Raw genomic sequence first — 20,236 nt, forward strand, 5'->3', positions numbered from 1 at the left:
TTGGAAAAAAGAGTGTCATTTTTCGGACAAATCCTCTTTTTTATAAAAAAAAAACCCTTTTCAGCTTGTATTTTGGCTGAAAAGGGGTTTTGATTAATGAGATTTTAAATTTTCAAGTTCGATTAAAAATTTGTTGTTTAACACTTTGATATACGTTCCCTTCATTCCAAGAGAACGAGATTCGATGACGCCTGCACTTTCTAACTTACGTAAGGCGTTCACGATCACTGAACGAGTGATTCCTACACGGTCAGCAATTTTACTTGCCACAAGGAGCCCTTCGTTGCCATCAAGTTCTTCAAAGATGTGCTCAATGGCTTCAAGCTCACTATATGAAAGAGAACTAATCGCCATTTGAACAACCGCTTTACTTCTTGCTTCTTCTTCGATTTCTTCTCCTTTTTCACGAAGGATCTCCATTCCAACAACTGTTGCTCCGTACTCAGCAAGTATTAAATCATCGTCAGTGAATGTATCTTGCAAACGAGACAGGATTAACGTTCCTAAACGATCTCCTCCTCCGATAATTGGGACAATTGTTGTCAAACCTGATTCGAATAAATCACGGTTCTCAATTGGGAAAGCTGTATACTCACTGTTAATGTCAAGGTTTGAAGATGTTTCAGGGATGTTGAATAGACTCTTTGTATATTCTTCAGGGAACTGACGGTCTTCAAGCATTTTCTTCATACGCGGATTTTCAATCTGCTGGTTGATCGAGTAGCCTAGAAGCTTCCCTCTTCTACTCAACACAAAAATGTTTGAATCAATGACATCTCTCAGTGTTTCCGCCATTTCTTTAAAATTAACTGGTTTCCCTGCTGAATCTTGCAGCATTGAGTTAATAATCCTTGTTTTTTGTAGTAACGCCATTTTAATGATCCTCCTAGATTACTTTATTCATTTGTTAAAGTATAAATTGACTTAAGTCTTTGTTATTTGCAATCTTTCCTAGCTTCTCTTCTACATACTGAGGGGTAATGGTCACTGTCTCCAGTGTAATATCAGGCGCCTCAAATGAAAGCTCTTCAAGCAGCTTTTCAAGTATGGTATGAAGCCTTCTTGCACCGATGTTATCTGTCTCCTGATTGACATGATAAGCCACTTCGGCAATCTTATGAATAGCATCGTCAGAAAATTCAAGAGATATACCTTCTGTTTCAAGTAAAGCTTTATATTGCTTTAATAATGCGTTATCTGGTTCCGTTAAGATTTTCACAAAGTCTTCGATATTTAATTTATCTAATTCTACACGGATTGGGAAGCGCCCTTGAAGCTCTGGAATCAAATCTGATGGTTTCGCCATATGAAATGCACCTGCTGCTACAAAAAGCACATGGTCTGTTTTCACTGCCCCATATTTCGTCATCACAGTTGAACCTTCTACAATCGGTAAAATATCACGTTGAACCCCTTCACGAGAAACATCTGCAGATGATGCACCACCGCTTTTGGCGATTTTGTCGATCTCGTCGATAAAAATAATTCCTTGCTGTTCTGCTTTATAGACGGCTTCTTGACTGACTTCATCCATGTCAATCAGTTTTGAAGCTTCCTCAGCAGTTAACGCCTTTCTTGCTTCTCTGACGGTCAGCTTTCTGCGTTTTTTCTTTTTAGGCATGAGATTGCCGAGCGCATCCTGCATGTTCATGCCCATTTGCTCCATACCCGAGCCCTGAAGCATATCAAACATGGATGGCTGCTGCTCTTCCACTTCGATCGTGACGTAATGATCTTCAAGTTCGCCCATAGCCAGCTGATGAGTGATTCGCTTTCTTGTCGATTCAAGTTCAACTTCTTCACTTGATTGATCTCGATCACGGTCATCTTCATCAGAACCGCCAAACAGCATCTCAAAAGGATTTTTCACAGACTGGCTTTTTTTCTTGCCAGGAACAAGTAAATGAACAAGACGTTTATTTGCTTGTTTTTCTGCTTCTTCTTGAACGTCTTTCATCTTTTCTTCTTTGACAATTCTGATCGCTGTCTCAACTAGATCTCTGACCATCGATTCTACATCACGGCCGACATAACCAACTTCAGTAAACTTCGTCGCTTCCACTTTAATAAAAGGCGCACCAGAAATTTTTGCAATTCTGCGGGCAATCTCTGTTTTCCCCACACCTGTTGGGCCGATCATTAAAATATTTTTCGGAACGACTTCATCCTTTAGCTTATCATGTAAAAGGCTTCTTCTGTAACGGTTTCTTAAAGCCACCGCCACTGCTTTTTTCGCATCAAGCTGACCAATAATATATTGATCAAGCTTTTCAACTATCTCTCTTGGGGTGAACGGCTTTTTCTCCATACGTCTCATGTCCTTTCTATTCAAGCTCTTCTAAAGTGATTTGATCGTTCGTGTAGACACAGATTTCTCCGGCGGTTTCAAGAGCAGCCTTTGCAATATCTCTCGCTGTGAGGTGATCACCTGCATGTGTTTTGAGTGCTCTCCCGGCGCTAAGCGCATAATTGCCGCCTGAGCCGATGGCCAAAATACCGTCATCTGGTTCGATGACCTCTCCTGTTCCAGAGACAAGCAGGATGCTGTCTTTGTTCATAACGATCAGCATGGCCTCAAGCTGTCTGAGCATCTTGTCACTTCGCCATTCTTTCGCTAGTTCTACGGCTGCCCGCTTTAAGTTACCACCATATTCTTCAAGCTTCGTTTCAAACTTTTCAAAGAGTGTAAATGCATCTGCTACTGAACCTGCAAAACCTGCAAGCACCTTGCCTCCGAAAAGACGGCGCACTTTTTTTGCCGTGTGTTTCATCACGACAGCCTGCCCGAAAGTGACTTGACCGTCTCCAGCCATCGCACTTTTTCCTTTATGTTGAACGGCAAAGATGGTTGTTGCATGAAATGATGACATGAAAAAACCTCCTTTTAGGATCGTTTAAAAGCCCTTGGGTGATGAGACATGTATGTTTTCCTTAAAGAATCTTTTGATACATGCGTGTACACCTGAGTTGATGATAAATTCGAATGACCGAGAAGTTCTTGAACACTTCTCAAATCTGCCCCCTCATTTAAGAGGTGTGTGGCAAAGGTGTGCCTTAACATGTGAGGATGGATATGTAGTGTGCCTGACGCCTTTTTCATTAATTCAGTGAGAATGAATCGAACGCCTCTGTCTGTAAGAGGCGCCCCGCGCTGATTCAAAAACACATATGCATCAGCACGATCATTCCCCTTAGCTTTCAGCTTCTGCCTTCCATCCTCTAAATAAGTGATGAGCGCTTCATGAGCATATGAACCGAAAGGAACATACCGCTGCTTGCTGCCTTTCCCATGAACAAGCACTGTATCCAACGATAAATCAAGATCAGATTCTTTTAATGAACATAACTCACTGACCCTCATACCTGTTGCATAAAGAAGTTCTAAAATCGCTTGGTTTCTTTGCCCAAGCGGTGTGCTGACATCAGAAACTGTAAAAAGCTCTTTAAGTTCCTCTTCATACAAAAATGAAGGAATTCGTTTATCCTGCTTTGGTAAGCTAACGAGTAAAAAAGGATTTTCTTTCACAAGCTGTTCTCTTAATAGAAATTTATAAAAGCTGCGAAGCGCAGAGACTTTCTTACTAATCGTTCTTCTTGTCAGGCCTTTTTCATAAGCTTCTGTTAAATAAATTCTCGTATCTTGATAGGATACCTCTTCAAAACCGTCTATTCCTTGAATGTTCATAAATCTGACAAACTCTTCAATCGCTTCTGTATATCCTGAGATTGTTAAAGCAGAATAGTTTTTTTCAATTTGCAGATATTCAATGAATAAGTGGACAAGACGCTGTTTATTCGTCATTTTTACACCTCTTTAAGGCTTTTAAATGGTATCATATATCTTGCTTTCCGTGCAATGTTTTACTACAGAGATTTCGAAATAGTTTGAATAGTTTCGATTGCGCGCTTAGCGTACTCTGCATAACGCTCTTGTTTGTTTTTAATCCGAACACCAAGATCTTTCAGCAAGCCAAAGTTCGCATTCATCGGCTGGAAGCTTTTCTTGTTTGTCGATGTGATGTAATAAGCCATGCTGCCGATCGCCGTTTCCTCCGGAAGTGTCACAAGCTCTTCTCCTTTGACAAAACGAGCGGCGTTAATTCCAGCCACTAGTCCGGAAGCTGCGGACTCGACATAGCCTTCAACGCCTGTCATTTGTCCGGCAAAGAATAGATCCTCTCTATTTTTAAACTGATACGTTGGTTTTAAAAGACTTGGTGAGTTAATAAATGTATTGCGGTGCATTACGCCGTATCGAACGATTTCTGCTTCTTCAAGACCTGGAATCAAGCGGAATACTTCCTTTTGGTCGCCCCACTTCAGATGTGTCTGGAAGCCGACGATGTTATATAAAGTACCTGCTGCATCATCTTGTCTTAATTGAACAACAGCGTAAGGTCTTTTTCCTGTTTTCGGATCTTCAAGTCCTACTGGCTTCATCGGACCAAACAGCATCGTTTTCTTTCCTCTTTTCGCCATGACTTCAATTGGCATACAGCCTTCAAAGAAGATTTCTTTTTCGAACTCTTTTAATGGCACAGTTTCAGCAGAAATGAGCGCCTCATAAAAACGATCAAATTCCTCTTCTGTCATTGGACAGTTTAAATAAGCGGCTTCTCCTTTGTCATAGCGTGATTTCAAGTACACCTTATCCATATCAATGCTATCTTTCTCTAGAATAGGTGCCGCTGCATCGTAGAAGTACAGATACTCTTCACCCGTTAACGATTTTAATTCTTTTGAAAGTGCTTCAGATGTAAGCGGGCCCGTTGCAATAATTGTCGGACCTTCAGGAATGCTTTGCACTTCTTCTTGAAAAACCGTCACATTCGGATGATTTTTCACGCGATCGGTAACGTTTGCTGCAAATTCATGACGATCTACTGCAAGCGCTCCGCCAGCAGGGACTGAGCTTTCGTCTGCTGCTGCGATAATCGCTGAATCTAAATGACGCATTTCTTCCTTTAATACACCGACCGCATTCGTCAAAGCGTTGGCACGCAGTGAATTGCTGCATACAAGCTCTGCAAATTTATCTGTATGGTGAGCTGGCGTTTGTTTGACAGGTCTCATTTCATACAAGTTGACTTTAATTCCGCGTTTGGCAATTTGCCATGCCGCTTCACTTCCGGCTAAACCTGCTCCGATCACATTTACAAATTGACTCATTGTACAACTCTCCTATTTCGTAAGTTCTGTTTGATGACATAAAAAAGCAGGTGAACAAGGCTGTTCACCGCTATTTTTGTTGTTCCTCTTTATAATCACAGTTCACACATTGAACTTGAATGCCTTTTTTCAGCTTTTTCTCTACAAGCATATTTTCGCATTTTGGACACTTTCTTTCAATTGGTTTGTCCCAAGAGACGAATTCACACTCTGGAAAACGATCACAGCCATAAAAAATGCGGCGCTTCTTAGATTTTCGTTCAACAATGTTTCCTTCATGACAAGTCGGGCATTTCACACCAATATCTTTGACAATTGGTTTTGTGTTACGGCAGTCAGGAAAGTTAGAGCAAGCCATGAACTTACCGTATCGACCCATTTTGTACACCATCGGATGTCCGCACTCTTCACAGTCGACTCCGGCGTATTCAGGCTCAATCTCAACTTCTTGCATCTCTGCTTCTGCTTTTTCTACCCGTTTTGCAAAGTCTTGATAGAAGCTGTCGATAATGCGAACCCATTCGATCGTACCTTCTTCAACGCTATCAAGTTCTTTTTCCATTTTCGCTGTGAATTCCACGTTAATGATTTCAGGGAAGAATTCAATGATTAAGTTAAGAACAATTTCCCCAAGCTCTGTTGGGATAAACCGTTTATTATCAAGTGCGACATAGCCGCGCTTTTGAATCGTATCTAATGTTGGTGCGTACGTAGACGGACGGCCTATACCCAGTTCTTCAAGTGTTTTGACAAGTCTTGCCTCAGTGTAGCGCGGAGGCGGCTGCGTGAAGTGCTGTTCAGGTTCGATATCTTTTGAAAGAACCGTATCACCTTCTTTAAGATCAGGCAGCATTTTGTCCTTTTCTTCTAGCTGGTCGTCCTTCCCTTCTACATATACCTTCATGAATCCAGGGAATTTCACTTTGCTCCCGTTAGCACGGAATGTAAGCCCGTTATTGTCAAGGTCTACACTCATTGTATCAAGAACAGCCGGCGCCATTTGGCTTGCCACGAATCGTTCCCAAATCAATTTATACAGACGAAGCTGATCTCGGCTTAAGACATGTTTGACATCTGCTGGTTTTCTTAGCGTAGAAGTCGGCCTGATGGCTTCGTGAGCATCTTGTGCATTTTCGTTCTTTTTAGCGGTTCGTTTTGTTGTATTTAAGAAATTCTTACCGTAAGTCTGATCAATGAAAGCAGATACTTCTTCAATCGCCGTATTGGAAATACGTGTTGAGTCCGTTCTCATATATGTAATGAGTCCGACTGTACCTTCTTTACCAAGATCTATTCCTTCATATAATTGCTGTGCAATCATCATCGTCTTTTTCGCACGGAAGTTTAATTTTCTTGCAGCCTCCTGCTGTAAAGTAGAGGTTGTAAACGGAACAGCTGGGTTGCGTTTACGCTCTTTTTTCGTCACTTTCTCTACAGAGAATTTGCTCCCTTTTAGTTTCGAAAGGATTTCTTTTACATCTTCTTTTGTTTTCAGTGGATGCTTTTTGCCATTGACGCCAAAGAAGCTCGCTTCGAAGCTTTCTTTTCCTTTTAGGAATGTACCGTCAATTGTCCAGTATTCTTCTGGTTTAAATTCATTAATTTCATTCTCGCGATCAATAATCAGGCGGAGTGCAACTGATTGAACACGACCGGCACTTAAGCCTTTTTTCACTTTCTTCCATAAAATCGGACTGATTTTATACCCGACGAGACGATCTAAGATCCGTCTTGCCTGCTGTGCATCAACTAAATCCATGTTGATCATACGTGGATGCTTAAAGGAATCTTTAATGGCATCTTTTGTAATCTCATTAAAGACAACGCGGCAGTCAGAAGAGAGGTCAAGGTCAAGGCTATGCGCTAAATGCCAAGCAATCGCTTCTCCCTCTCTATCGGGGTCAGCTGCGAGATAGACTTTCTTTGCTTTTTTTGCAGCTGTTTTTAATTCTTTTAAAACGGGGCCTTTCCCGCGAATCGTAATATATCTCGGTTCGAAGTCATGCTCAGTGTCAACACCAAGCTGACTTTTCGGTAAATCTCTTATGTGCCCCATTGAAGCCTTTACTTTATACTTTTTACCTAAATAACGCTCAATCGTTTTCGCCTTGGCTGGCGACTCAACGATGACTAAATAATCAGCCATACTCAAAATCCCCCTTAAGAGGTGTTCTCTCTTTATACATTTCACAATTCATATTTATGTTAATTGCACTTATCTAACAGGCAATCATTAAAAATTCTTTATGATGAACATCATTATAAACACGAAAAACAAAGTGTAAACTTAAATCCTCACTATTATTAAATATTCCTATGTCTTTTGTCAAACGATATTTTTATGAGAGTTCAGTATATTGAACGCTGCGGAAGGAGAATTCCTCTAAAATATCCTTCGTTGAATGAACAAGCTTTGCTCCCTGCTGTATAAGTCTGGCTGGACCTGTGGAATTAGGATCAAAGATAGATCCTGCGACCGCAAATACCTCTTTGCCTTGCTCAAGTGCTTGATACGCGGTAATGAGCGAACCGCTCTTTTCTTTGCACTGAATCACGATGGTTCCACTTGTCAGCGCACTAATTAAACGATTCCTCATTGGAAAATGCCACTTTTCTGGTTTCACATAAGGCGGATGCTCGGATAAAAGCAAATGATGCTCTCCCATGTATTGAGCCATTTGCACATGTTCCTTTGGGTATAAGTGCTGAAATCCGCCTGCTATAATACCGATGGTTTTCCCTTTATTCCGAATGCATTCTTTATGTGCAAGTCCATCAATTCCTTTTGCTAAGCCACTGACAATCGTCCAATCTTCCTTTACAAGCTCACCAACAATTTTCTTCACACATGCTTCTCCATAAGACGATGGAACTCGTGTGCCTACTACACCTAAACTTTTTTCTTCATTTAAATATGATATGTTTCCTTTTAGGAATAACACAGGGGGAGGATCATAAATATGTTTTAGTGTGCTGGGATATAAGGGTGATGTGATGGGTATCATGTGAATGTTTTGCTTTAAATAGGCTTGAACGATGTGTTGAAAAATGGGGAATTCATTTTCTTCGGCTTGTTTTAAGCGGGTAAAGTCGATCGTTTGTAATGATCGATCCTGTTTGAAATGTTGTGTTTCTTCATTTATATATAGCTCAGGATCGACTTTCCACCATTTTGTTAACAAAGAGGGTGAGATGAGGCCTTTTAAGCGGTGAAAAATCATTCTTTCGGACACGTTGTACATACCATTCCTCCAGTTTAAGATAGAAAGAAGAAGACTTGTCAAAGAACAAGTCTTCTTGTGTCATTAATGCGTTTTACAAGCTTCGAAGAGATTCTTCTCTTTTAACACTTTAATCAATGTTTCTCCCATGACAGATGGTGTCTCTGCCACTTCAATTCCACATTCACGCATTGTTTTTACTTTTTCATCAGCTGTTCCTTTACCACCAGAAATAATGGCACCAGCATGTCCCATGCGTTTTCCTGGAGGCGCCGTTTTACCGCCAATAAAGCCAACGACTGGCTTTGTCATATTTGCTTTTACCCATTCAGCTGCTTCTTCTTCAGCCGTACCGCCGATTTCACCGATCATAATTACAGCATGTGTATCAGGGTCTTCATTGAATGCTTTTAATACATCAATAAAGTTCGTCCCATTGACAGGGTCTCCGCCGATTCCTACAGCTGTCGATTGACCAACGCCAGCTTCTGAAAGCTGATGTACCGCTTCATATGTAAGCGTTCCAGAACGAGAAACAACACCCACATGACCTTTTTTATGAATGTAGCCAGGCATGATCCCAATCTTACATTCTTCAGGTGTAATGACACCTGGACAGTTAGGGCCAACAAGTCTTGTCTTTTTCCCTTCCATATACCGTTTCACTTTGACCATGTCAAGCACTGGAATATGTTCTGTGATACAAATGACTAGATCGACTTCTGCATCAACAGCCTCTAAAATGGCATCTGCTGCAAATGGTGCTGGTACATAGATAACAGAAGCATTTGCTCCAGTTGTTTGAACAGCTTCAGATACAGTATTAAATACAGGAACTCCTTCTACTTCAGTTCCACCTTTTCCAGGTGTGACACCGCCAACAATATTTGTTCCGTACTCAATCATTTGTTTTGTATGGAACAATGCGGTTGAACCGGTAATCCCCTGAACAATTACTCTCGTATTTTTATTAATAAATACACTCATTTAGGTTCCCTGCCTTTCTGCTCTACTTGACTAAAGATACAATCTTTTCTGCCCCGTCAGCCATAGACTCAGCAGAAGTGATATTTAAGCCTGAATCACTCAGGATTTTCTTCCCTAATTCAACGTTTGTTCCTTCAAGACGTACAACGAGTGGTAATGTTAAGCCGACTTGTTTCGTCGCTTCAACGACACCTTCTGCAATGACATCACATTTCATGATACCGCCAAAAATGTTCACGAAAATCCCTTTTACATTTTGATCAGATAAGATGATTTTAAATGCTTCCGTTACTTTTTCAGCTGTTGCACCGCCCCCAACATCCAGGAAGTTTGCAGGGTCCCCGCCGTAATGCTTGATGATATCCATTGTAGACATCGCAAGACCTGCACCATTGACCATACAGCCAATATTTCCATCTAGAGAAATGTAGCTTAGATCATATTTAGATGCTTCAATTTCTTTTGGATCCTCTTCATCAAGGTCACGGTATTCTAATATATCTTTTTGTCTATATAAAGCATTGCTATCAAAGTTTAATTTCGCATCAAGTGCCATGACTTTTCCATCGCCTGTTACAACAAGTGGATTAATCTCAGCAATTGAACAATCTTTTTCAATAAACGCATTGTAAAGACTTGTCATAAACTTAACAGCTTGGCCAACTAATTTTGTTGGAATATTAATTTTAAACGCTACTTCTCTTGCCTGATAGCCTTGCAAGCCAATCGCTGGGTCGATGACCACTTTGACGATTTTCTCTGGCGTTTTTTCTGCTACTTCTTCAATTTCAGTACCGCCTTCTTCAGAAGCCATCAATACAATTCTTGATGTCGCTCTGTCCAAAACAAGTCCAACGTAGTACTCCTTTTGAATATCGCAGCCTTCTTCAATAAGTAAGCGTTTTATTTCGCGCCCTTCAGGCCCAGTTTGATGTGTGACAAGTGTTTTACCGAGCAATTCCTCTGCAAACCCTTTCACTTCATCTTTTGTTTTTGCAATTTTTACCCCGCCTGCTTTACCACGGCCGCCTGCATGAATCTGTGCTTTTACGACATATACAGAGCTTTCTAGCTCTTCTGATGCTTTCACTGCTTCATCAGGTGTAAATGCTACTTTACCATTTGGAACTGAAACCCCATATTTTCTTAGGATTTCTTTTCCTTGGTACTCATGGATATTCATTTCCCATCCTCCCAACATATGTAGAAACAAAAATTATAAAATAGACTGCGCTTTCATTTTAAAGAATAAAAAAGAGAATGTCTAGGGTTCTATGTAAAATCGTAAAATCCTTCTAAACATTCAAACTTTTATTTTATTAAAAATATAAATTTTTCAGCCAAATCACTTATTTTTCCTTATTTTTTCATTTTTTGATCTAATCTATAGATAAACGAAAATATTTCTGCTACAGTATCGTATAACGCTTCAGGGATCTCCTCATCCAGCGTTAAGTGGCGCATGAGTTCGACTAAATTACGGTCTTCTTGGATAGGAACTCCCGACTTTTTTGCTTCTTCAATGATATGGTCTGCCACATAGCCGCTCCCTGTTGCGACGACTTTTGGCGCCTTTTGTTTTTCTTCATCATAATGTAGAGCGACCGCCCTTCTAAGCGGTTTTGAATCCTTCATACTCGTAAGTCCAGCCCTTTCTCGCTGATTTTATGAAAGTGTTCATCTAGAAAGTGAGACGGATCTACTGGCTCTTGTCTCTTCTTTGCTGTAATTCCCGTTAAACTGTATCCTAAGGCATTTAAATTCTCCCGAACAGCTGGAATCATCGGATTAATGGTTCCTTGAAGTTCATGACCGGTTTCAACTGTAATTGCCATGACCTTTTGCTGAATCGTACAGTCGATTAATGTCTCTTCGAGGTTTTCCATGTTTAAGTAAAACATGAGACGGCACTGAGAAATATCAATAGAGCCATCTTTTTTCTTATGTCCTTTTAGAATAAAGGTTAAATCTTGAACACTATGTTTTGAAAAGAGCGGATAAGAGACCATCATTTGGCTGATGGTTTGGTTCTCCTGCTGCACAAATAACTGCCCGTTCAATCTATGAAACAATTGATCGACTTCTTTTTTTACGGGCTCTGGTAAATCAGCCTGCCTCACATCATTTAAGACGAGCTTTAATTGGTGAAGCTCCTGACTTTTTACATCCTGGCTGCCTTTTTCGAGTAGTTTCAGCATACCGATTTCATCTCGTACACCTATTGCCTTTTTCATCGTCATGAGTAAATCGAGCACATCGGTTTTATTGCTTAATGCCGGTTCCGTCTGCTGCACCACCTGAGCCAATGCTTTTGCCTCTGTTTTTGACAGGAACGGAAATTCTTTTTGAAGCACGGATGCTTTTGCGTCAGGCTGAGATCCTGCCTGCTGAAGCCCTTGCAGCAATGACGTGAGCTGTTTTAAGCTAGGCTCTTGCTGCCCATCTGCACCTTGCTTCGTCAAACTTGCCATTATCCGCTCAATTTGCTGAAGCGGGATTTGCAGCTCTTTTGGACTTGTTGACTGCTGCACGTTAGATTGAAGAACTTGGGTCGTCTGACGCTCTTGAGCGATTGGAGCTTGGCTATTTTCTTTTGGCTGAGACAGATTGGGCTGAGGCGTTACAGATAGACTGCCTCCTTGCTTCGCCGCCCCTTCTCTCGCTGCTAGAAGGACCGATAAGAGCTTTTCTGCATGGACGGTCGTCTCAGCATCTATGACTGATCGAATGGCTTGTGTAAGGGCCTGTGTGGCGTCTGAGTGCTTCGGGAGCTGTGTTAATCGTTCTAGCAACGCTGTCATATCCTGATGAAGAGCAGAGGATGATTTCACGGCTAAAATTGATTGAAGCACTCCTTCCTGGATCGGCAAGTCTTTCTTTAAAGCAAATAGGAGTGCCTGAAGACCTTTTTTCACATCAGCTCCTTGAAGCTGTTCGATCCACTTCACTGCCGTTTTTAACTCTGCTTCGTTGATAACGGATTTTTCTTTTAAAAAAGCTGTGGCTGTTAGGATGTTTTCAAGTCCGTTTTTAAGTGAGAGACCTTCTAATAGTTTGGCAGCTGCATCCTTTAATGTCTTAGGGTCTTGATCAAATTGCTGTACTGGCCTTAGTTTATTGAGGCTGTCTCCACCCTCTTGTTCAAATTGGAACCAATAAAATGCGTCTGCTTTGAGCTGAGCCGCTAGCTGTGCTTTTATTTTTGTTGAGCCTATTTGAACAAGGGCTGTATCATCTCCAAGCATTTTCAGTACTTTACCGAGGATCAGCCGATGCACATTTTCCTTTCCTTCGGTGTTTAATGGAACAGATTCTGCCGCACTTAACCGGCTATTCAGTGCTGTATGTATGTCCTCAACTCTTGTCATCACAGGCAGCCTCCTTGGTCAAAAATTTATGATATAACGGATTTCACTGGCGCAAACGATAATCGATGGATTGGGACAGCTCCATGTGTTTGAATGGCAGCCAGATGCTCTTTTGTTCCGTACCCTTTATGTTTTTCAAATTGATACTCAGGGTACTTACGCCCGTATTCTTCCATCATCTGATCCCTTGTCACTTTTGCAATACATGCACCTGCTGCGATGGACGCACTTTTTGCATCTCCTTTGATGATATTCTCTTGGTGAATAGGAAGCGGGAGCGTCATGGCATCTATGAGTAGATAATCAGGTGTATGAGTTAACTGCTCCACAGCTCTCACCATCGCCAGTCTTGATGCCTCGTAAATATTGATTTCATCAATCGTAGCCGCATCAACAATGCCGATTCCGATATCAAGTGCTTCTTTTTGGATCAGGTCATAATACGCCAATCTTTTTTTCTCAGATAATTGCTTTGAGTCGTTTAAACCGAGCAGGACTGTGTCTTCCTTTAATATAACAGCTGCTGCGACTACAGGGCCTGCCAGCGGTCCTCTTCCTGCTTCATCTATTCCAGCAATACATGTGTATCCCTGCGCCTTAGCTTTGTTTTCAAATTGCAGCATTTCATTCCATGCTGCACGAAGTTGCTGCTGCTTTTCTCTCTCTTTGTGCCACTTCTCTATCAGTTTTTGGACACTTTTTCTCGTATCATCTTTTACAAGCTCACGAATGTATGACTCGTCTTGCGAATGCTTTTCTATCAGTTCTTTTATTTGTTTCACCGTGTACATCAGCTTTTCGTCAGCCTCCTTCTTTATATCGGCAGTTTTCCGCAAAAAATAAAGACCCGCATGAGCTGCGTGTCTTTTAGCTTTCAGGCTTCTCAAAAGTGAGGGGACCAAATTTTTCTGTTCGAATATCCCGAATAATGATTTCGGTGGTTTTGTCGTAATTAATAAATCCACCGCTCATGAGACAGCCGCGCTTTGTACCTATTGCATCAAACAGCTCAACCGTATCTTCAGGGATCTCCGCCAGGTCATAGCGTTTTTTTAATCGCTCTGGATAGTTCTCTTCTAGAAAGCGAAGTCCATACACAGCGACATCCTGTAAGTTGATGATAGAATCTTTGATCGCTCCAGTCACCGCTAGCCTGAGTCCTACTTGCTCATCTTCAAACTTAGGCCAGAGGATTCCAGGTGTATCAAGCAGTTCAAGTTCTTTCCCTACCTTCACCCATTGCTGTGAGGTGGTAATACCAGGCCGGTCTCCTGTTTTGGCAATGTTCTTTTTCGCTAAACGATTGATTAAGGTCGATTTCCCGACGTTGGGAATCCCGATAATCAGCGCCCGGATTGCACGCGGTTTGACACCTTTTGCTTTCATGCGGTCGAATTTTTCTTTTAAGATTTCTTTTGAAGTTGTGATGATCTGATTTAACCCTTGTCCATCGACAGAGTTAATGGCAAGTGACCGAACGCCTTGCTGCTCAAAGTGCGCCTGCCACTCCTTTGTCATACGAGGATCGGCTTTATCTGCTTTGTTTAATAGCATGATTTTGGGTTTGTTCTGAAGGATTTCTTCGATCATTGGGTTTCTAGAGGACATCGGAATTCTAGCATCGGTTAATTCAAATACGATGTCGATGAGCTTTAATTTTTCTGTGACTTCACGTCTTGCTTTTGCCATATGGCCTGGAAACCATTGAATCGTCATATGTGCACCTTCTCTTCTATCGATTATCTCTATACATTGTACAAAAAAAGAGCCTGTTACAGGTAACAAGCTCTTTCCTTTGATATCATTATCGTCTGATTTCTTTGATACGAGCCGCTTTACCGCGAAGTTCACGTAGGTAGTAAAGTTTCGCACGACGTACCTTACCGTGACGTACAACTTCGATCTTAGCGATTTTTGGTGTGTGTACAGGGAATGTACGCTCAACGCCTACACCGTAAGAAATCTTACGAACTGTGAAAGTTTCGCTGATTCCACCACCACGACGCTTAATTACAACACCTTCAAAGATCTGGATACGCTCACGAGTACCCTCGACAACTTTAACGTGTACACGTAAAGTGTCACCAGGACGGAACGCAGGAAGATCAGTGCGTAATTGTTCTTTTGTGATTTCTTCAATCAAATGTTGCATCGTTTTCAACTCCTTCCAACAGATGCTCATGTCCTCTTTCTTCATTGCAGCGGAACATCGTTTTCAAACTTGAATCGGCAAGCCGTCCAAGTCACAAGTAGTATCATACCATACCTCTATGCAGTGTGCAATACAATCTAGTCATTATGAAGCTGCCAAAGCCATCTTTTTTCTTCATCTGTTAACGTTTTGCATGAATCGATCAAATCTGGCCGTCTTGTATAGGTTCTCTTCAAGGATTCTTTGCGCCGCCACTCTTCAATTTTTGCATGATTTCCAGAGAGGAGCACATCCGGCACTTTTAGTCCTTTATAATCGGCAGGTCTTGTATAGTGCGGGTGCTCTAGCAGACCTGTACTAAATGAATCTTCAATGTGAGACGCTTCTTTTCCAAGCACATGAGGCAAAAGCCTGACCACACTGTCTGCAATCATCATCGCTGGCAGTTCTCCGCCTGTGAGAACGAAATCCCCAATTGAGATTTCATCTGTGACAAGATGCTCCCTGATGCGCTCATCGTAGCCTTCATAATGGCCGCAAATGAACATAAGGTGTTCTTCTTTTGCAAGTTCCTCTGCCTTCTTTTGTGTATATCTTTCCCCTTGAGGACAGACAAGAATGACTCGGGGCTTCTTGCTTGCTTTCTTCGTCAAATCTTCTACCGCATCGAATACGGGCTGTGCTTTCAGTACCATACCAGCACCGCCGCCATACGGATAGTCATCCACTGTTTTATGCTTATGATCCGAGTACTCTCTAAAATTGACAACATTGAATGAGACAGCTTCTTTCTCCTGTGCCTTTTTTAAGATCGATGAGTGAAGCACACCTTCGAACATTTCAGGAAAAAGCGTTAAAAAGTCGATTTTCATTCGTCAATGAGTCCTTCCATCACTTCAATGTGTACGGTTTTGGATGAGATATCGATCTTTTTGACAACAGATGGGATATAAGGAATCAGGGCATCTTTTTTGCCTTTTCTTCCAACCACCCAGACATCATTTGCCCCTGGTGTTAAAATCTCTTTGATTTGGCCGACAAGCTGATCTTCTTCATCGTATACTTCACAGCCAATGATTTGATGGAAATAAAATTCTCCTTCGCCCAAAGAACCGAGATGTTCTTTTTCTACTTTTAAAATCGATTCTTTCAACTGCTCTGCTTCATTTAAGGAGCTAATTTCTTCAAATGTGAGCAAATCAAACTGTTTATGCTGCCTATGTGATGCGACAGTGACTTTCAGCGGCTCCCCTTGACCTTGCTTAAAAATATAGAGAAGGCTTCCTTTTTTGTAACGCTCTTCTGGGAAATCTGTCTTTGACACGACGCGTACTTCTCCGCGGACTCCGTGTGTATTGACAATCTTTCCAACATTCAACCATTCTCGTTCCATGTTCTCAATCACCCCTGACGTATTTCCACAATGGTGCCGTCTTTCACGACGATGACATTATCTTGCATCTTGTCATCCCATTTATCACCTATTTTCACTTCAACCAGCGCATCCACTTCTGTCTCTTTCATTTCACTTCCAAGCGGCAAAATATGCAGCTGCTCTACTTGAAAATCAATTTGCCGGATCTTCTCCTGGCGTTTATCGATGGCTTTTTGAAATTGAGGGATGGCTTCTTGCTGATGTGGTTCTTTTTCATGTTTTTTCAGTTGAAAATATAGTTGATTGCATTCACGTTCTAGTCTTTCTTTTTTCTCCAAAAAAGTCGTTAACAGTTTGTCCTTACTGCTTTCAGTTAATACTTGCATGACGGTGACATGTTGAATGATCTGCATCTTCCTTTTTGTCCCCCTATCCGAAGGCATTTGTCCTCTACAGTATAACGAAAAATAGATTTAAACGTGTAAAAAAAGGGGAGGTCCTAAGCCCTCTCCCTTTTTAGTCAGCAATCTCAAGTTGAACTTTCTTAGAAGACTCTGCACTTGCTGCAAACATGACTGTTCGTATCGCTTTTGCTGTACGTCCCTGCTTTCCGATCACTTTTCCGGTATCTTCAGCATTGACAGACAGTGTGTAAATCACTTGCTCATCTTTTTCTAATGAAGATACGTGAATATCTTCAGGGAAATCAACAAGTGGCTCGACGATGGACACAATCAATTCTTCCAAGGACAGCTCATTCATTATTTGCTGTTTTTCGCATTATGAAATTTTTCAAGAATTCCTTGGCTTGAGAAAAGGTTGCGAACTGTATCAGATGGTTTCGCACCATTTTGAAGCCATTTAAGCGCTAATTCTTCGTTGATTTTCACCTCAGCTGGTGATAACACTGGATTGTATGTTCCAACTGTTTCGATGAAACGACCGTCACGTGGTGAACGAGAATCTGCTACAACAATACGATAGAAAGGAGATCTTTTTGATCCCATACGTTTTAAACGAATTTTTACTGCCATTTTACTAGCACCTCCGAAAATATTTCAACAAGATAGTATATTAACAATGATAAAAGGGTTTGTAAAGTGTTTTTTCTTAACAACGGTTTTATCATGTATAACCAATTACATAAATGGTAATTTAAAGCCTTTTTTCTTCCCTTTGGACATGTTGGTCATTTGCTTCATCATCTTTTTCATTTCGTCAAATTGCTTTAAAAGGCGATTGACTTCCTGTACAGATGTTCCGCTTCCTTTTGCAATCCGTCTTCTTCGGCTTGCATTGATGACCTCTGGCTGTTCTTTTTCCTCGGTCGTCATTGATTTAATGATCGCTTCGATGTGATTGAGCTGCTTTTCGTCTACTTGGACGTTTTTGAGCCCTTTCATTTTACCGGCTCCCGGCATCATTTGGATCAATTCATCAAGTGGACCCATATTACGAACTTGCCCAAGCTGCTCGAGGAAATCATCGAGCGTAAAGCTCATGGTCCGCATTTTTTGTTCAAGCTCTTTCGCTTTATCTTGGTCAACGTTTGCCTGTGCTTTTTCAATAAGTGTAAGCACATCTCCCATGCCAAGAATTCTTGATGCCATCCGCTCCGGGTGGAATGGTTCAATCGCATCCAGCTTTTCTCCTAGTGCGGCGAATTTAATCGGCGTATTGGTGACAGCTCGAATGGAAAGTGCTGCCCCGCCTCGTGTATCCCCGTCTAGTTTCGTTAGAACGACACCTGTTAAACCAAGCTGTTCATTAAAGCTTTTTGCTACATTGACAGCATCTTGACCTGTCATAGAGTCAACAACAAGGAAAATTTCTTCTGGACTCGCTACTTCTTTTACTTTCTGAAGTTCATCCATCAATTCTTCATCGATATGAAGGCGTCCTGCTGTATCTAAAATGACATAATCGTGGTGTTCTTCTTTCGCTTTTTCGATTGCCTGTTTGGCAATGTCGACAGGACTGACTTGATCACCTAATGAAAACACAGGCATATCAAGCTGTTTCCCCAGCGTTTGAAGCTGCTGGATCGCTGCTGGTCTGTAAATATCTGCAGCCACCATCATCGGCTTGCGATTATGTTTTTTGCGAAGTAAATTGGCAAGCTTCCCAGTTGTGGTTGTTTTACCTGCCCCTTGAAGACCAACCATCATAATGACTGTCGGAGATTTTTTCGCTACAGCGATTTTACTCTCTTCCCCACCCATTAATTCAGTGAGTTCTTCTTTTACAACTTTAATGACCTGTTGTCCAGGGGTAAGGCTTTTCATCACCTCTTGTCCAACTGCCCGCTCGCTTACTTTTTTCACAAAGTCTTTGACTACTTTAAAATTGACGTCAGCTTCAAGAAGGGCAAGGCGTACCTCGCGCATCATTTCTTTTACATCTTGCTCTGACACTTTTCCTTTGCCGCGGATTTTTGAAATCGTCTGCTGCAGTCGGTCGGCTAATCCTTCAAATGCCATACTGTGCCGCCTCCTAATCTAATTTCTCAAGCGATTCAATTAAAGCTTCTGCTTCTTCCGTCTGAGCGGAATCTGCTACAAGCTCTCTCATTTTTTTGAGAAGTTCTTTACGCTCTTTAAATTTCTTAAACAAGAGCAGCTTTTCTTCATATTGTTCAAGCATCGCTTCAGTCCGTTTAATATTATCATAAACAGCCTGTCTTGATACTTCATATTCATCCGCAATTTCACCGAGGGAAAAATCGTCTAGGTAGTAAAGCGACATGTAGCTCTTTTGCTTTGCGGTTAACAACGATTGATAGAAGTCAAACAAGTAGTTCATTCTCGTTGTTTTTTCAAGCGTCATGGGCTCTCTCCCCTTTGTTAAGTTCATTCCCTTTACATCAACTAAGTTTACACGGTTCTCTACTGTGTGTCAAGTTTTTATCTTGTCACTTCATGAAGCGGTGTATAAATAAAAATGCCAGCAGTTTTTGCCGGCATTTTTGTTAGTCCTCTTGATCAATGACGTCTGAGAATAATCCATACACATACGATTCTGCATCGAACTCTTGCAGATCGTCTACCTTTTCACCTAAACCGACAAGCTTCACGGGGATGTTCAGCTCATTGCGAATTGCAAGGACAATTCCGCCTTTTGCAGTACCGTCAAGCTTTGTTAAAGCAATTCCTGTCACATTCGTCGCTTTAGAAAATTCCTTCGCTTGTGCCATCGCATTTTGACCGGTTGTTGCATCAAGAGCGAGCAGTACTTCATGAGGTGCATCTGGAACCTCGCGTTCAATGACTCTCTTGACCTTCTCCAGCTCTTTCATCAAGTTGACTTTGTTTTGCAGTCGTCCTGCTGTATCACAGATGAGTACATCCGCATTTTTCGCTTTTGCTGATTGAACGGCATCATAGATCACCGCTGCTGGGTCAGAGCCAGCCGTCTGTTTGACAACAGGGACACCTGAACGCTCTCCCCATACTTCAAGCTGCTCAATTGCACCGGCACGGAACGTATCACCTGCTGCTAAAATGACGGATTTCCCTTCATTTTTCAGCTTATTCGCAAGCTTGCCGATAGTCGTTGTTTTCCCAACGCCATTGACACCTACAAATAAAATGATATTTAATCGGCCGTCTTCGATGTTCAGCGCAGAGATTTGTTCCTCTCCGCTATTGTAGATTTCAACCAGTTTTTCAGAGATGACCGATTGTACTTCACTTGGGTCTTGAATGTTTCTTAATTTCACTTCTTTTTTCAGCTCATCAATCAGTTCCATCACCGTTGTGAAACCGACATCTGCTCCGATCAGAACTTCTTCTAATTCTTCAAAAAAGTCTTCATCGACTTTACGGTAGCGAGAAATCAGTTCATTTACTCTTCCTTGAAAGGAGTTTCTCGTTTTTTCAAGTCCATCTTTAAACTTTTCTGATACTGAATCGGTTTGCTGCGTAAATTTTTCTTTTAATTTCTTAAAAAAGCTCATTTGGTTCAA

At 41.5% G+C, this 20,236-nt stretch carries 22 protein-coding genes; all 22 read right to left on the bottom strand.

Annotated elements, in window-relative coordinates; all coding sequences use genetic code 11:
* Positions 1 to 93: 93 nt before the first annotated feature.
* Positions 94 to 873: a GTP-sensing pleiotropic transcriptional regulator CodY gene (gene codY, locus ACSSTM_RS03840; protein WP_034662375.1), complete on the bottom strand. Its 780-nt coding sequence runs from the start codon at positions 871 to 873 to the stop codon at positions 94 to 96.
* A gap of 34 nt (positions 874 to 907) precedes the next feature.
* Complete coding sequence (gene hslU, locus ACSSTM_RS03845) at positions 908 to 2,308, bottom strand: HslU--HslV peptidase ATPase subunit (protein ID WP_095285167.1); 1,401 nt, start codon at positions 2,306 to 2,308, stop codon at positions 908 to 910.
* Between the two features lie 16 nt (positions 2,309 to 2,324).
* Entirely contained in the window at positions 2,325 to 2,870 is a 546-nt protein-coding gene (gene hslV / locus ACSSTM_RS03850; protein ID WP_003211247.1) for an ATP-dependent protease subunit HslV, read from the bottom strand.
* Positions 2,871 to 2,884: 14 nt separating this feature from the next.
* Entirely contained in the window at positions 2,885 to 3,802 is a 918-nt protein-coding gene (gene xerC, locus ACSSTM_RS03855; protein ID WP_060596252.1) for a tyrosine recombinase XerC, read from the bottom strand.
* Between the two features lie 62 nt (positions 3,803 to 3,864).
* Complete coding sequence (gene trmFO / locus ACSSTM_RS03860; RefSeq protein WP_034662383.1) at positions 3,865 to 5,169, bottom strand: FADH(2)-oxidizing methylenetetrahydrofolate--tRNA-(uracil(54)-C(5))-methyltransferase TrmFO; 1,305 nt, start codon at positions 5,167 to 5,169, stop codon at positions 3,865 to 3,867.
* A 70-nt stretch (positions 5,170 to 5,239) separates the two neighbouring features.
* On the bottom strand, positions 5,240 to 7,315 hold the full coding sequence (gene topA / locus ACSSTM_RS03865) for a type I DNA topoisomerase (RefSeq protein WP_060596250.1): 2,076 nt from the start codon (positions 7,313 to 7,315) through the stop codon (positions 5,240 to 5,242).
* Positions 7,316 to 7,508: 193 nt separating this feature from the next.
* Positions 7,509 to 8,411 (bottom strand): DNA-processing protein DprA, encoded by a 903-nt coding sequence (dprA, locus tag ACSSTM_RS03870; RefSeq protein WP_034662389.1) that lies wholly within the window; start codon positions 8,409 to 8,411, stop codon positions 7,509 to 7,511.
* Positions 8,412 to 8,474: 63 nt separating this feature from the next.
* Positions 8,475 to 9,377 (bottom strand): succinate--CoA ligase subunit alpha, encoded by a 903-nt coding sequence (sucD, locus tag ACSSTM_RS03875; protein ID WP_003212080.1) that lies wholly within the window; start codon positions 9,375 to 9,377, stop codon positions 8,475 to 8,477.
* Positions 9,378 to 9,399: 22 nt separating this feature from the next.
* On the bottom strand, positions 9,400 to 10,560 hold the full coding sequence (gene sucC / locus ACSSTM_RS03880) for an ADP-forming succinate--CoA ligase subunit beta (RefSeq protein ID WP_012009945.1): 1,161 nt from the start codon (positions 10,558 to 10,560) through the stop codon (positions 9,400 to 9,402).
* Positions 10,561 to 10,736: 176 nt separating this feature from the next.
* Positions 10,737 to 11,012 carry a FlhB-like flagellar biosynthesis protein gene (locus ACSSTM_RS03885; protein WP_003211418.1) on the bottom strand — a complete coding sequence of 92 codons (276 nt, stop codon included), beginning with the start codon at positions 11,010 to 11,012 and terminating at the stop codon, positions 10,737 to 10,739.
* Positions 11,009 to 12,745 carry a glycosyltransferase gene (locus tag ACSSTM_RS03890; protein ID WP_095285165.1) on the bottom strand — a complete coding sequence of 579 codons (1,737 nt, stop codon included), beginning with the start codon at positions 12,743 to 12,745 and terminating at the stop codon, positions 11,009 to 11,011. Before ACSSTM_RS03890 ends, ACSSTM_RS03885 begins: the two co-directional genes overlap by 4 nt.
* A gap of 26 nt (positions 12,746 to 12,771) precedes the next feature.
* Positions 12,772 to 13,536 carry a ribonuclease HII gene (locus tag ACSSTM_RS03895; RefSeq protein ID WP_095285164.1) on the bottom strand — a complete coding sequence of 255 codons (765 nt, stop codon included), beginning with the start codon at positions 13,534 to 13,536 and terminating at the stop codon, positions 12,772 to 12,774.
* Between the two features lie 76 nt (positions 13,537 to 13,612).
* Positions 13,613 to 14,461, bottom strand: a complete 849-nt coding sequence (gene ylqF / locus ACSSTM_RS03900; RefSeq protein WP_034662400.1) for a ribosome biogenesis GTPase YlqF — start codon at positions 14,459 to 14,461, stop codon at positions 13,613 to 13,615.
* Between the two features lie 88 nt (positions 14,462 to 14,549).
* Positions 14,550 to 14,897: a 50S ribosomal protein L19 gene (gene rplS, locus ACSSTM_RS03905; RefSeq protein WP_008354510.1), complete on the bottom strand. Its 348-nt coding sequence runs from the start codon at positions 14,895 to 14,897 to the stop codon at positions 14,550 to 14,552.
* Positions 14,898 to 15,034: 137 nt separating this feature from the next.
* Positions 15,035 to 15,769, bottom strand: a complete 735-nt coding sequence (gene trmD / locus ACSSTM_RS03910) for a tRNA (guanosine(37)-N1)-methyltransferase TrmD (RefSeq protein WP_034662403.1) — start codon at positions 15,767 to 15,769, stop codon at positions 15,035 to 15,037.
* Positions 15,766 to 16,290: a ribosome maturation factor RimM gene (rimM, locus tag ACSSTM_RS03915; RefSeq protein ID WP_034662405.1), complete on the bottom strand. Its 525-nt coding sequence runs from the start codon at positions 16,288 to 16,290 to the stop codon at positions 15,766 to 15,768. The genes trmD and rimM overlap by 4 nt, the downstream gene beginning before the upstream one ends.
* A gap of 8 nt (positions 16,291 to 16,298) precedes the next feature.
* The gene (locus tag ACSSTM_RS03920; protein WP_024424191.1) at positions 16,299 to 16,685 is read right to left on the bottom strand and encodes a YlqD family protein; all 387 of its coding nucleotides are present in this window, start codon (positions 16,683 to 16,685) and stop codon (positions 16,299 to 16,301) included.
* Between the two features lie 103 nt (positions 16,686 to 16,788).
* Positions 16,789 to 17,034, bottom strand: a complete 246-nt coding sequence (locus tag ACSSTM_RS03925) for a KH domain-containing protein (RefSeq protein WP_012009937.1) — start codon at positions 17,032 to 17,034, stop codon at positions 16,789 to 16,791.
* Positions 17,034 to 17,306, bottom strand: a complete 273-nt coding sequence (rpsP, locus tag ACSSTM_RS03930; protein WP_003212139.1) for a 30S ribosomal protein S16 — start codon at positions 17,304 to 17,306, stop codon at positions 17,034 to 17,036. Before rpsP ends, ACSSTM_RS03925 begins: the two co-directional genes overlap by 1 nt.
* A 105-nt stretch (positions 17,307 to 17,411) precedes the next feature.
* Complete coding sequence (gene ffh, locus ACSSTM_RS03935; RefSeq protein ID WP_437403998.1) at positions 17,412 to 18,752, bottom strand: signal recognition particle protein; 1,341 nt, start codon at positions 18,750 to 18,752, stop codon at positions 17,412 to 17,414.
* Between the two features lie 13 nt (positions 18,753 to 18,765).
* Positions 18,766 to 19,098, bottom strand: coding sequence for a putative DNA-binding protein (locus ACSSTM_RS03940; protein ID WP_012009935.1), 333 nt, complete (start codon positions 19,096 to 19,098; stop codon positions 18,766 to 18,768).
* Between the two features lie 142 nt (positions 19,099 to 19,240).
* On the bottom strand, positions 19,241 to 20,227 hold the full coding sequence (gene ftsY / locus ACSSTM_RS03945) for a signal recognition particle-docking protein FtsY (RefSeq protein WP_034662411.1): 987 nt from the start codon (positions 20,225 to 20,227) through the stop codon (positions 19,241 to 19,243).
* Positions 20,228 to 20,236 lie beyond the last annotated feature (9 nt).

The organism is Bacillus sp. RK1064 (assembly GCF_051488405.1).
Taxonomy (GTDB): domain Bacteria; phylum Bacillota; class Bacilli; order Bacillales; family Bacillaceae; genus Bacillus.